This is a genomic window from Pantoea sp. SGAir0430, assembly GCF_043549295.1.
Window position 1 is genome coordinate 2490932 of the sequence record NZ_CP039427.1, and the last position, 13824, is coordinate 2504755.

11 protein-coding genes are annotated in these 13824 nt (G+C 57.0%); 2 read left to right on the forward strand and 9 right to left on the reverse strand.

Going from position 1 to position 13824, the window contains the following annotated elements; translation table 11 throughout:
* Nucleotides 1–24: 24 nt before the first annotated feature.
* The 6 genes from E7738_RS11955 to E7738_RS11980 form a co-directional block, all read right to left on the reverse strand.
* The gene (locus tag E7738_RS11955; RefSeq protein ID WP_394515665.1) at nt 25–1272 is read right to left on the reverse strand and encodes an O-antigen ligase family protein; all 1248 of its coding nucleotides are present in this window, start codon (nt 1270–1272) and stop codon (nt 25–27) included.
* Nucleotides 1273–2241, reverse strand: coding sequence for a glycosyltransferase family 8 protein (locus E7738_RS11960; protein WP_394515666.1), 969 nt, complete (start codon nt 2239–2241; stop codon nt 1273–1275).
* Nucleotides 2242–2450: 209 nt separating this feature from the next.
* Nucleotides 2451–3128 (reverse strand): SDR family NAD(P)-dependent oxidoreductase, encoded by a 678-nt coding sequence (locus E7738_RS11965; protein WP_315659164.1) that lies wholly within the window; start codon nt 3126–3128, stop codon nt 2451–2453.
* Nucleotides 3125–4321 (reverse strand): sialidase family protein, encoded by a 1197-nt coding sequence (locus E7738_RS11970; RefSeq protein WP_394515667.1) that lies wholly within the window; start codon nt 4319–4321, stop codon nt 3125–3127. Before E7738_RS11970 ends, E7738_RS11965 begins: the two co-directional genes overlap by 4 nt.
* Nucleotide 4322: 1 nt before the next feature.
* Nucleotides 4323–5744 carry a sodium:solute symporter family protein gene (locus tag E7738_RS11975; protein WP_315659168.1) on the reverse strand — a complete coding sequence of 474 codons (1422 nt, stop codon included), beginning with the start codon at nt 5742–5744 and terminating at the stop codon, nt 4323–4325.
* Between the two features lie 308 nt (nt 5745–6052).
* Nucleotides 6053–7291: an MFS transporter gene (locus E7738_RS11980; RefSeq protein ID WP_394516344.1), complete on the reverse strand. Its 1239-nt coding sequence runs from the start codon at nt 7289–7291 to the stop codon at nt 6053–6055.
* Between the two features lie 418 nt (nt 7292–7709).
* Here E7738_RS11980 and E7738_RS11985 point away from each other — a divergent pair, with 418 nt between their 5' ends.
* Together E7738_RS11985 and E7738_RS11990 are read left to right on the forward strand one after the other, a co-directional pair.
* Entirely contained in the window at nt 7710–8309 is a 600-nt protein-coding gene (locus E7738_RS11985; RefSeq protein WP_058774908.1) for a hypothetical protein, read from the forward strand.
* 282 nt (nt 8310–8591) lie between these two features.
* Nucleotides 8592–10979: a glucose/quinate/shikimate family membrane-bound PQQ-dependent dehydrogenase gene (locus tag E7738_RS11990; protein ID WP_058770114.1), complete on the forward strand. Its 2388-nt coding sequence runs from the start codon at nt 8592–8594 to the stop codon at nt 10977–10979.
* Between the two features lie 78 nt (nt 10980–11057).
* Here the strand turns inward: E7738_RS11990 and E7738_RS11995 are convergent, their stop codons facing one another.
* From E7738_RS11995 to E7738_RS12005, 3 genes are all read right to left on the reverse strand, one after another.
* A complete protein-coding gene (locus tag E7738_RS11995) occupies nt 11058–12269 on the reverse strand; it encodes an MFS transporter (protein ID WP_394515668.1) in 1212 nt (403 codons plus the stop codon).
* A 112-nt stretch (nt 12270–12381) separates the two neighbouring features.
* Complete coding sequence (locus E7738_RS12000) at nt 12382–13272, reverse strand: LysR family transcriptional regulator (RefSeq protein WP_058770045.1); 891 nt, start codon at nt 13270–13272, stop codon at nt 12382–12384.
* Nucleotides 13273–13380: 108 nt separating this feature from the next.
* Nucleotides 13381–13749, reverse strand: a complete 369-nt coding sequence (locus tag E7738_RS12005) for a helix-turn-helix domain-containing protein (protein ID WP_021507794.1) — start codon at nt 13747–13749, stop codon at nt 13381–13383.
* Between the last annotated feature and the right edge of the window lie 75 nt (nt 13750–13824).

Here is a 13824-nt window from a genome sequence, read left to right on the forward strand (position 1 = left end):
GGGCGCTATGCCAGCGCCGGTTTATCAGGACGATGCTTTCTCAGGCGGATGAATCATGGCATAGCTGATGATAATCGCCATCACCAGGATCAGCACCGAACCACTCTGAATTAACACCGTGTCGGTCAGTCCAAAGATGATAATTGACAGCGGCAGCAGCGTTAATCCGGCGACGCCGCGGCGTGCGGCTACTATCAGCAGCACGAGGTAAAAAATCAGCAGGGAAAGTGCGCCAGCGATCCCCTGCAGCGAAAGCGTTTCAAGGAAATCATCGTGCAGGTGATACATGACGTTTTTATACGCTTCGGGATTGTGGCGCTCATGCTGCGTGATGTATTCCCGCGCTTTTGCCGTACGCTGATCCGGACTTTGCCCCAGCAGCGACCACGAAACGCTGTGCCAGCCGCCTTTCCAGATAGAGAAACGGGCGCCAATCGAGGTGTTGTTGTTGGTCTGATAAGTATCGACTTCATTGTGGATGCTGTCTAAGCGCTGCCAGACGCTGCCCGGCATAAATAAAGCGCCCACGATAATAAACAGCGCTAACACCACCAGCGAAATTTTACCCGCCCAGCGGTGGGTAAAATAAAACCAGGCCAGATAAATCAGTGGCAGGGTTAATACGCCGGCGCGTGACTCGGTCAGAATCATCAGCATCATATTCACGACAAAAACCGCGCTGAATAAGACCATTTGTCCGCCGCGATGGGTGATGACCCGGTGGCCGGTATACAAAGTACAGAGCGCCAGCGCGGTAATCAGATAAGAGACGGTACCGGCGGAGTCGGTCAGCAATCTGATGCGGGTCAGCGTTTTTGCGTGTTCACTGATAGCGAAACCTAACGTCACCAGCAGCCCGACAAATAAGATGGCGCTGCAGGTTATCAGGAGTGGACGACTAAGATAGTGGCGCCACGCGACGATAAAATAGCTGAGAAAAGCCGCGATAATAAACAGCTTACCGCCCTGGAAGTAGTTATTCACCACATCACTGAATTCAGCGTGGGAAAACATCTTTGCCCAGATGAGCCTGACCAGCCCAATGAACAGCAGCGGAAGTGCTACCGTTATGGCCGTTTTATCTGTTAGCCACTGTTTTTTCACCGCCAGAATTACTAAATACAGAGCCACCAGATAACTGGAAAAATAGAATATTTTGCGCGGTAAGGCTTCAACCACCAGTGACGACGCCAGCGCGATACTCAGCAGCACAAAACAGAGCTGGTAAATATTTTTTCCCGTCATCAGCTGGCGAAAAGCGTGAGCTTGCACTTAACAATACCTCATCTTGATATGTTTCAGGCGCCACAGCATGGCCTGCCACCATCTTTTTTGACGAAAAAGCGACTTATACATTCTTTTTGCCTGCTGCGCATTGGCTGGCTGGTCAAACGCCATGGTGGACAGCGGTGAATCCTGATAAATATCGCGATAATGGTGAACCACAAACTGTTGATTCCATACCTGCCAGGGCTTATCCGCACCGGCATAATGAATCAGGCAGGTTTCCGCCGGCACGTCGAGCGTATAGCCACGATCGTCATGGGCCAGCATGGTCAGGGTATTGAAGCGAGGAGAAACAAAGGTCACTTTATCTTCCAGTAAAATATTCAACGCATCCTGGTCGAGATACTGGAAGTTTCGCCCGTGTTCGGACAGTAAAGTAAACGCGCGTTCGCTGATATTGTCAGCGCGCCATTGCCCCACATCAATCAGCATCATGCCGGCGTTAAAATAGCGCTCGCCGCGCAAGCCGGCATTCTTGGCCAGCACCGGCTGCAGCGAGGCAATTTCACCGACCACCAGCGCAACCGCCTTAGGGCCGGTCGGGATCTGCCACAGTTCATTGAGCGGATTAATGCACACCATATCGGCATCAAGATAGAGCAGTTTTTCCGCCTGCGGCAAAATCAGCGGTGCCAGAAAGCGGTAGTAGGTTGCACGGGTAAAAAGTTCGGTGACCGGCAGCGTGGCAAACAGCTGGTCCGGCAGATGATGCAGCGTCACGCCGTGGCGCGATCCCTGAAAAAGCCTGGCGAGCCGGTGGTTATCGGCCGGTGTCAGTTCTGAAGAGATCAGATGGAAATGATACACGCGGTCTCCGGCGTGTTTCATGATGGACAGAATCGTGATTAGCGCATGCGCTTTAAACTTTCCGTCAACGCCAAAAACAATATGTTGATCGCTCTGTACCGGAAAAAGTGGTTCGGCGTTTATTTCCTGAAGAACATCATGATTCATTGCGCGCTTCTCTGCTGCGGAGCGCTACACTCCGTAACCACTTAATATGTAGACAATAAAATTGGATTTAGCATAAAACGGTAAAAGATTACCATTTTGGTAAACCCAAAGAAAGCGTAGCACGATAAGCCAGGAGTTTTCGCAGACGAGACATAATCAGCCTCTCCCATCCTGTTTTTACGATGGGAGAAGCACGCTGGAGAATAAAACTACAGCGACGCGCCGCCGCAAATTACCAGCTCCTGTCCGGTAATGGCAGCGGCAGCCGGCGACAGCACAAAGCCAGCCAGCGCTGCCACCTCTTCGGGATGGATATAGCGTCCGATAGGCGGCAGTTTCGGCGGCGAGCTGGCGCGGTCCGGCTGCAGCAGCATCGGCGTGGCGGTGGCACCGGGGGCGATCACGTTGACCGTAATGCCCTGCGGAGCCAGTTCGGCGGCCCAGCTGCGCGCCATGCCCACCATCGCCGCCTTGGTGCTGACATACTGGCTGCGATTCGCCGCGCCGCGTGACGTGCGGCTGCCGAGCAGCAGAATACGATCGCCGTGGCCCATCTGCGGCAGCAAGGTGTTGGCCATGATTTGCGCCACCTGCACGTGCAGATACCACAGCCGCGCCCCCTGCTCTTCCTCCAGCTCACCCAGCGGCGCGGCCAGCATCATGCCTGCCGCGTGCACCAGCGCATCCACCTTCGCCAGCCCGGCCAAAGCCCGTTTCAGCTGACCGGCGTCAAACAGGTCGACGCTGACAGAGGTAAACGCCGGATGATGTTTCTCCACCGGCGTACGGCTAAAACCGGTAACCTGCCAGCCCTGCGTCAGCAGCTCATCGGCAATCGCCGCACCAATGCCGGAACTGACACCGGTCACCAGCGCGTGGCGGCTCATGCTTTGTCCCTCACCCAGCGTTCGTCGACGCGCACGTATTTGATGGCCTGGCGGAAATAGGTGTAGGCAATGTGCAGTGCGCCGTCCGCGCTCTGCTTAATGCTGGGATAGGAGAACTCACGGTTCAGTTTCTGCTGTGAATTGTTGGTCATGCAGTAGCCATCCCCCTCATCCAGATTACGCTGCCAAGGCCAGCTCACTCCGCCATCGGCAGAAATAGCCAGCGTCATCGGAGCGCGCGGAGCCCCCCAGAAGGCGGTGCGTGCGCCCTGAACCACCGGCTGCGCCGCCACGGCCACCGCCGCGTCATCTTCATCTTCGTCTTCGATTTCGTCGTACAGTGACAGGCGACGCTCGCTGGCATCACGTGCGCTCATGGCGTTAAACACCAGCGCCAGATGGCCGTTGTGCAGCGTAGTCACCTGAATCGATGAGTTATTATTTGGCAGATCGGTTGCCTGCGGCGTGCTCCAGCTTTCACCGCCGTCGTCCGAACGGCTCTGGTAGATATAATCAGCCCAGCGGCTGCGATACAGCGCCAGCAGGCTGCCATCCTGCAGCAGCGTAATGTTCATGTGCACGCAGCCGAGGCTGTCCGGCACCGCCACATCGCGCCAGCTCTGGCCTTTGTCACTGGAGATTTTTACCGCACTGATGTCATCGTTGCCCACCCATTTCACTCCCGGCTGGGTGCGACAATAGAACACCGGCAGCAGCCAGTTGCCGTTCGGCAGCACCACCAGCGGCTGGCGGATAAACGTGCCCGGCTGATCGAGCAGCGTATCGATGGCACTCCAGCTGTGACCCAAATCGTGTGACTGGCGATAGCGCACAATCGCCGTGTCCTGATTACCGGACTTCTGCGCGGTCCACAGCAGCCACAGCACGCCCTCGGGATCGAGAAACAGCACCGGATTCTGTTCCGACCGCGCCGGATCGTCGGATAACTGCAAAGGATCGCTCCACTGCGCGCTGCCCTGCGCCAGTCGCGAGCACCACACCGAAATATCCGCGATGCCTTCCTGCGTGCCGCCAAACCACACGCACAGCAGGTCGCCGTTCGGTAACGGCAGCAGATTAGCGGCGTGGTTCTGCGGACAGACCGAAGGCAGCATCGCCGTGAGCTGCTGCGCGTCCTGCGCGTGCGGATGAAGCTTACCGTTACGTTCGACGGTAATGGTTGAGTCGGTCATGTCAGGCTCCACTGTTTTGCATTGATGAATCAGGTGCATTTTTGCGCTGCGGCTGGCGTGACGGGATCAGGCGGTCAATCAGCATGATCACCGCCGGTGTGACCAGCGCGACGTACATATTGTTGATGCCGAACGGATCGCCCAGCAGATACCACAGCGAGGTCATGACGCAGGCACCAATCAGGCCGGCGTTCGCGCCGCGCGTACTTTTATAAAACGGCAGGTAGAAAGCGATGATCGCCACCACCGAAATTGACAGGCGAATGGCGCGGGTAAAGAACGACAGCTTCAGCACTTCCGGTACGAACAGCACGAAGATCAGCGGCACGAAACCGATCAGCAGTGACAGCCAGCGCGTCATGCGAAATTCGCGTTCCGGCGTCGGATTACGGTACGGCACATAAAAGTCCTTCACCACCAGTGAGGCGATGGCCAGCGCCACGGTGCTGACGCTGACAAAAATCGATGCCACCAGCGAGGTGGTGACAATCCCTGCCAGCCACGGGCTCATGTCCTGCAGGAACACCGGCAGCGCGTACAGGCTGTTAATCTCCGGATGCAGATACTTTGCCGCCACGCCAATCAGCGCAATGGCGATGGCAATCGGCATACAGAAGAAGAAGGCGACCCAAGTGGCGCGCTTCGCAGACGCCGCACTTTTGGTCGAGGCGATAGCCTGAATCACAAACTGGGTGCAGAAGATCGACCCGATGGTGCCAATCATCCAGGCAAAAATGGTGCTGGCGCCCACGTTACCGTCCCAGGTCCAGTAAAAGTGCGGCATCTCTTTGATCATCGGGCTAACGCCGCCGGTCATGTGCAGCGCCACGCCGAGAATGACCAGAATACCGATATATTTCAGGCCGCTGTGCAGCAGCGTCACCCAGGCGATGCCTTTCATGCCGCCGAACATAAAATAGAAAGTGCTGACCAGCGCAGTGATCACCGCCGCCGTGGTGAGATCAAGGTTCAGTACCGTAGAGATCGCCGCCGCACCGCTGACATAGTTACCGACGTTCACCAGCAGCAGCGCGTAGATCATGATGATGGAAATAATATTTTTGGTGGAGTTGCCATAGCGCTCGGCAATCGCGCCGGAAATGGTAATTTTGCCGGTGTTGTAGATGCGTTTGACCAGCAAAATACCAAACAGCGGAAAGCCGATAGCGGCACCGATCACCGACCAGGACGCGGCAAAGCCATCCTCAAAAGCCGCCTGAGCCGTACCGATGGTTGACTTGGCGCCAATGTATTCAGACATCAGCATCACGCCGACCACAAACGCTGGCATCACGTTTGAACCCGCCATAAAGTCGCCGCTGTTTTTACTGCGCAACCGCCAGGTCAGCCAGGTGGTGAACAGGATGTAAGCAATGACAATCCCGACAATAATCACCATCCCTTCTGCAGAGAACTGTTTCATGTTCGCCTCATTGATAACGTAGGGTCGTGGTGCGTGCCGGGCTTCACACGCACCGTTAATGAGGCGGCCATGATTATTGTTGTTGCGTCGCTGCGCTGGCTACCCCGCACCGTGCAAAATGATTTACTTCACTCAAAAATGAATAAATTTACGCACAGGCAGGGCAATTTATAGATTAACTGGCGCTTAATTAGTTTGATCATGCTCACAAACAGTCAAATGTGATTAATAATAATCAAACTTAACTGTGAGATAGCGAGGCAGACTGCGTGCCCGGCCACGGCTACCGCGCCGGGCAGCCGCGAACGTCAGGCGAGACTGTCGTTTTCCAGTTTCTGCCGTTTACGCAGATGAGGGAACAGCGCCATCCACAGCGCCACGACCACCAGGGTGCCGACACCGCCAATCGCCGCTGCGGGCACCGCACCGAACCATGCGGCCAACAGGCCGGACTCGAACTCCCCCAGCTGGTTAGAGGTATTAATGAAGATGGCGTTGACCGCGTTGACGCGCCCGCGCATCTCATCCGGCGTGTCCAGCTGTACCAGCGCGCCGCGAATCACCATGCTCACCATATCGAAGCCGCCGAGTGCCGCCAGCGCCAGCAGCGAGAGCCACAGCTGTGTCGATAGCGCAAATACCAGCGTAGCCAGACCAAAACCGGCTACCGAGCCAAACATGATCATGCCCACGTGCTTTTCCAGCTTGTGACGGCTGAGCCACACCCCGACCAGCAGCGCCCCGACCGACGGGGCACCGCGCAGCATGCACAGCCCCCACGGACCGGTATGCAGAATATCCTGGGCGAAGATCGGCAGCAGCGCCGTGGCGCCGCCCAGCAGCACGGCAAACAGATCGAGCGAGATCACCCCAAGCACATCTTTGCGCTCGCGGATGAAGCGGACACCGGCAAACATGGTGCTGAGGCTGGCCGGAATACGTGTCTGCGGCGGTCGTTCGTAGCGCAAACGGCTGACCAGCACAATCGACAGCAGATAGAACAGTGCCGACACGCCATACACCACCTCCGGTCCGGCCACATACAGCAAACCGCCCAGCGTCGGGCCAACAATCACCGCCGCCTGACCGCCCACTGAGCTGGCCGCCATGGCGCGCGCAAGAATAGGCGGCGGCACCAGCGCTGGCAGCATTGAGGTGATTGCCGGCCACTCCAGCGCTTTGGCCAGCGAAATCAGGAACACCAGTCCCCAGATTTCAATCCGGCCCGCCCAGTGCAGCAGCGTCAGCGCCACCAGCCCGAGCAGCGCCAGCCACTCAATCAGCTGCCCCAGCAGCACGATGCGGCGACGGTCATACTGATCCGCAAGGTGACCCGCCGGCAGCGCCAGCAATACCGAAGGTAAAAATTGCATCAGACCGATCATGCCCAGCGCCATAGCACTGTGGGTAAGCGCATAGATTTGCCAGCTGACGGCCACGGAGAACATCTGAAAACCAAACGATGAACAGGTACGCGCCAGCCAGAAGGCGACGAACGACCTGTGTCGCAGCAGCGAATCTTCCGCTGCGGTGACCGGTGAACCCATAGTTTTATCCCATCCTGAAGCAGAACCGGCCGGCGTCATGGCACCGGCCTGGTGAAAAGCCACCATCGGCTTTCCTTATGTTTTTCACGCCATAGAGTGCGATAACTGACCGGGGCAGGCAATGGCTGGATGTGCGCTGTAAAAACAGGTGCTTATCCGGATTAACAGTTAAACATGGCGTTCTGAATATTAGCAGACTGATTGTTTTACTTTGAAAATAGCCGAATCATTCCAGATAATTCAGTAAAGCGTTAATTAATGCTTGGCGAATCCTTTTTATCTCTTTATCAGAAACAGCTAAAAAAGGTGATCTTTGCCGGCGAATCGATCTATATTGCCCCCTGTGATAATCACAGCAGTCTTCCCGTCCTTATAATAATTAAGACGCTATCGTTCATTAATTTATTCATAGAGATAAATGGAAAACAATTCATACCATCCTTATGTCACTGAGCGTGTCTGTCGCTTCGACGGCACACCTATCGGCGCATGTTATTCAGCGTCCTTAATGCATTGCGTGCCGGAGCGTGATGCATTACTTCATGAAGGCGAGATAATTACCCAACATTATCAGTCAGCGGATGCTGCGGGATTAATAATTATTCCACTGGCGGGAAATAGTGTGATGTCCTTTTTGCATGACGTGGATAATTATTCCAGCCTGCAACATGAGAATGTAAGGCTGGCGATCAACTATGCCACTTTACGTCAGGCAGGATCCGCCTTACGCGCTGTGGCGTCTCGTTTTTCCTTCTGGCTTTACGATCTCGCGCCGCCGGGAACCGAGTGGAAAAATATTACCGATTTTCCCTTCAGCGGTATTGTTCTGAGCGATGACTTCTTCCGCGAAAATTATCTCAAGTTCAGCTTTCCTTTTCTGCTCGCTTCGCTGCGGGAAACACAAGCAGAGGTAATATTACGTACGCCTCAGCTCCAATTACCGGCCGAAGATTACCTGCATTTACAGCTAAGCGGCTGGCAAACGCAGCGGAGCTGTCATCCGCTCTTCCCGGGGTAAACGTTTACACAAAATTCTGCGCGTCGGCGTTATCACCCGATTACGCCGGACAGGATGGCGCAATATCCTCATAAAATGTCGTGTCACTGCCTGATAAAAAGAGCAAAGCGCTAAAAAAATCAAACCTGTTAACGTTTTTAAGATAAAATTTAACGCAAAGGGATCATCCTGCTTAACGGAAAAGCACTGACAGAACACCTTAAGTCACTTCGTACTCTATGTCGGGATACAGCCTAATCGGTTGTTTCCTTTGATTTTATGGCAAAGAAAGAGGTCAATATTATGGGGAAAGCTTCCTCATCTTTTGGCGTAATTCGCTTCCTGACGGTGCTGTTTGCACTGCTGACGGGCGCATTTATGCTGATTGGCGGCGTTTGGTTAGCCGCCATTGGAGGTTCCTGGTACTACGTTATTGGCGGTGTGATTATGCTGATCACCGCTGTCCTGCTGTGGCGCCGTAGCGGTTCCGCACTGCTGCTGTATGCCCTGTTGCTGCTGGCAACTCTGGTATGGGGCGTATGGGAAGTCGGCTTCGACTTCTGGGCGCTGGCCCCACGTACCGACGTGCTGGTGATCTTCGGTATCTGGCTGATTCTGCCGTTTGTGTATCGCGGCCTGAATCATGCGGGTAAAGGTGCGCTGGGTGCGATGGCCGTTGCGCTGGTAGCCAGCGTACTGGTGCTGGCGTGGGCAGTATTCCACGATCCGCAGGAGCTGAATGGCAATCTGCCGGAAGCCGCTAACGTTCCGCAGGCCCAGCCGCTGAGTAACATCAACGATGCTGACTGGCCAGCCTACGCGCGTGACCAGCAGGGCACTCGCTTCTCGCCGCTGAAGCAGATCAACACCAGCAACGTGAAAGAGTTGCAGGTTGCCTGGCAGTTCCAGACCGGCGATCTCAAAACCGCCAACGATCCGGGTGAAATCACTGACGAAGTGACGCCGATTAAAATCCGCGACACGCTGTACCTTTGCTCGCCGCACCAGATTCTGTTTGCGCTGGATGCGACGACCGGTAAGCAGAAGTGGAAATTCGATCCGGGCCTGAAGCCGAATCCTACCTTCCAGCACGTGACCTGCCGCGGTGTTTCATACCATGAAGTGCCTGCTGCTGCCGATGCCGCCAACAGCCAGCCTGCGCTGTGCTCACGCCGCATCTATCTGCCAGTGAACGACGGTCGTCTGTTCGCGCTGGATGCCGATACCGGTGCCCGTTGCCCATCCTTTGGTAACAACGGTGAGCTGGATCTGCAGCACAAGCAGCCGGTACAGACGCCAGGCCAGTATGAGCCTACGTCACCGCCGGTTATCACTGACACCACCATCGTCATTGCTGGTGCGGTCACCGATAACTACTCTACCCGTGAGCCGTCTGGTGCCATCCGTGGCTTCGATGTCAATACCGGTAAACTGCTGTGGGTGTTCGACCCGGGCGCGAAAGATCCTAACGCGATTCCGGCCGATGAACACACCTTCACCATGAACTCGCCGAACTCGTGGGCGCCGGCGGTATACGATCCAAAACTGGATACCGTTTACCTGCCAATGGGCGTTTCCACCCCGGATATCTGGGGCGGTAACCGCACACCAGAGCAGGAGCGCTACGCGAGCAGCGTTCTGGCGCTGAACGCCACCACCGGTAAGCTGGTGTGGTCGTATCAGACCGTGCACCACGATCTGTGGGATATGGACCTGCCGTCACAGCCGACGCTGGCCGATATCACGGACAAAGATGGCAACACCGTACCGGTGATTTATGCCCCGGCGAAAACCGGTAACATCTTTGTGCTGGATCGTCGTACCGGTAAGCCGGTCGTGCCTGCACCGGAGACGCCGGTACCGCAGGGCGCGGCGAAAGGTGACCACGTGGCACCGACCCAGCCGTACTCCGAACTGACCTTCCGTCCGAAGCAGAACCTGACGGACAAGGACATGTGGGGCGCGACGATGTATGACCAGCTGGTGTGCCGCGTGATCTTCAAGCGTCTGCGCTACGAAGGTCCGTTCACGCCGCCGTCTGAGCAGGGTACGCTGGTGTTCCCGGGCAACCTCGGTATGTTCGAGTGGGGCGGCATCGCGGTTGATCCACATCGTCAGATCGCCATCGCTAACCCAATGGCGCTGCCGTTTGTGTCTAAGCTGATTCCGCGCGGTCCGGGCAACCCGATTGAACCACCGCAGGGCGCAGAAGGCGGTTCCGGTACCGAAACCGGCATTCAGCCGCAGTACGGTGTGCCGTTTGGCGTCGAGCTGAACCCGTTCCTGTCGCCGTTTGGTCTGCCGTGTAAACAGCCGGCCTGGGGTTACGTTTCAGCGATCGACCTGAAGACCAACGAAACCGTGTGGAAGAAACGTATCGGTACCGTTCGCGATAGCGCACCGGTTCCGCTGCCGTTCAAAATGGGTATGCCAATGCTGGGTGGCCCAATCACCACCGCCGGTAACGTGTTCTTCATCGGCGCGACCGCAGATAACTACCTGCGTGCGTTCGATACCAACACCGGTGAGATGCTGTGGCAGGCGCGTCTGCCAGCGGGTGGCCAGGCTACGCCGATGACCTATGAAGTGAATGGCAAACAGTACGTTGTCATCGCGGCCGGTGGTCACGGTTCGTTTGGTACCAAGCTGGGCGATTACGTGATTGCCTATGCGCTGCCAGATGCGAAGTAATTTTTCGCACTGAAGTAAAAAAGCGGGCAATGCCCGCTTTTTTTTTCACGCCGGTCGGCATTACGGTCGATCTGGCGATCAGGGTTTACGCAGCACCCGCGCATTCAATAGCGCGCACAGCGCCATAATCACGCAGGTGGCGAGAAACACCGGGCGCATACCAAACGCGCCGCCGATAAAGCCACCGAACAGCGGGCCGCTCACCTGGCCGACATACTGGGCTGAGGTCGCATAGCCCAGCATTTTCCCGACCTGCCGCTGCGGCACATTATGACGAATCAACGCCGTCACGCAGGGCATCAGGCCGCCCAGCGCCATCCCCATCAGGAAACGCAGCAGCACCAGTTGCCATGCCGCGCTAATAAATGCCTGCGGAATCAGCAGCAGCGCGCAGAACAGCAGGCCATAAATCAGCACGCGCGCATGTCCGATGCGGTCGGCCAGCCGGCCAAGGCGCGGCGCGGAGAGAATGCTGCCCAGCGCGGCGGCCGCCATCACCAGCCCGGCCGTCACCGTCACCGCGTGATCGCCGTGCACAAACTGCGCGATATACAGCGTGATAATCGGCTCAATCGACATATTGGCAAAAATCAGCAGCATGCCCGACAGCCACATCAGCCGCACCACTGGCCGGTTGATCGACGCCTCCGGCTCATCCCCCTCCCCGGCTGCGGCTTTCTTCGCCGCACGTGGCGCTTCTTTCAGCAGAAAAGTGGTGGCGAGAAACGCGAGAAAAATCACCGCACCGGTGAGCCAGAAAGTGTGGCGGATACCGATCAGCGGCGGCAGCACGCCGCCCAGCAGCGGGCCGACCACATTACCGGCCATGATGCCGGAGGACAGCACGCCCAGCGCCCAGCCGGTCTGCGCTTTCGGCGTTTGCGCCGCCACCAGAATGGTGGATCCCGACGCATAGCCGCCGAGCAGACCGGCCAGCAGGCGCAGCGCCACCAGCTGCCACGGCGCGGTGGCCATACCAATCAGCGACATGGCGACGGCCATTCCGAGGCTGGCGCGGATCAGCATCAGCTTGCGGCCATAGCGATCCGCCAGTTTTCCCCACAGCGGTGCCGTCAGCGCCGCGCTAAGAAAGGTGGCACCATAAGCGGCGCCTGACCAGCGCGCAATCGCTGCCGGTTCCTGCACGCCCAGTTGCTGCACATAGAGGGGCAGAAAGGGCAGCAGCAGGGTCATGGCGACGATAGTGCTGAACGAGCCCAGCACGCAAACCCACAAATTGCGCCGCCAGTGTTGCTGCTCAGGCGCTAACGCGATAGAAGAGTGCGACATAGTGATATCCCTGTTTTTGGCTTTTTTAGCAGGCTATCAGCGGTAGCACACAGAAAACAGGGAGAAGCGGATATTTGCCAGCCAGCGCGTTATTGTTGCCAGAAAACAACAATCACGACGCACCCAGCGCAGTGATCAGCGCGTCGCAGAGCAAGGTGATCGGTGACGAGGGCTGCGGCTGCTCTTTCAGCAGCAGGTAACTGTGCAGGCGGTCCATCTGCCATTCCGGCAGCACCTGCTGAATCTCGCCGCGCGCCAGCGCCTCCTGCGTCATATAGGCCGGCAGATACGCCACGCCGGTTCCGGCCAGGGCCGCATTGAGCAGCGCCATGCTGTTATTCGCGCGAAAGCGGCTGTGCACATCCAGCGCCAGGCGCTGCTTATCACGGCGAAACGGCAATGCCGCCGTGTGTGCCGGGCCGTGAAACAGCAGCAGATCGTGGCGCATCAGACGTTCGGGATGATCGATGGCCGGATGCGCGGCCAGATACGCTGGCGACGCATACAGTCCCCAGTCAATACTGCTCAGTTCGCGGTAGTTTGCGACTTCCGGCGCACGCGCGCGGATCACAATCGCCACGTCCGCACTGGGCTGCGGATCGTCGCTGGTGGTCAGTTCGAGATCGACATTGATGTGAATATGACGGCGGATAAAGGTATTCAGCGTCGGCACCACGCACTGGCAGCCGAAGGTGATCGGCGCCTGCAGCCGCACGTTGCCGGCAGGCTGCTGATGCACCTGCTGCACAAACGCGTCGGCGCGATGCATCTCTTCCAGCATGCGGGTGCAGAACGGATAGTAAGCCTGGCCCAGCTCGGTCAGCGCCACTTTGCGCGTGGTGCGCTGCAGCAGTTTGATACCCAGCCGCACCTCCAGCCGGGCGATTTCGCGGCTGACGTGCGATTTTGATACCCCCAGCGTACGGGCCGCTTCGCTGAAACTTTGCCGCTCAACGACGCGTGCAAACAGCATCATGGCGGTGAGATTATCGCTGTTGTCCATGTTCTCTGGCTGATTCGAAAGAGTGAGAACCGCAGCTTAAAAGCAAAAACGCGAATGCGCACCCGATTTCCCGTTACGCAGCGGCCACGGGAAATCGGGCGAGGGATGTCACACCGCCACCGCTAGCGGAAACAGCAGGCGGTCCGGCTCGACGCGACGCTGACGCCGCAGCTGGCCTGGCGTGACGCGAAAATAATTTTTAAAGGTGCGGGTGTAAGCCTGTTGGGTATCAAAGCCGTAGCTCATCGCCACCTGCAGAATCGCCTCATCACTGTTGATCAGCGTGAGCGCTGACTCAGTCAGCCGGCGCTGGCGAATGTATTCTGCCAGTGAAAAACCGGTGTGCTGACGGAACAGACGTTGCAGATGCCAGCGGGAATACCCCGAGCGGCGTGCTACTTCATCCAGATGCAGATCGTGCCCTAAGTTTTTTTCAATCCACTCCAGCAAACTACGGATAAATTCGCGCTGATTCATGACTTCCTCCGGCGTCGGTAAAATGTCCAGTGACGTCACTGTAGCGCGTTAAATTTATCCCTTAATTAGCAGAAA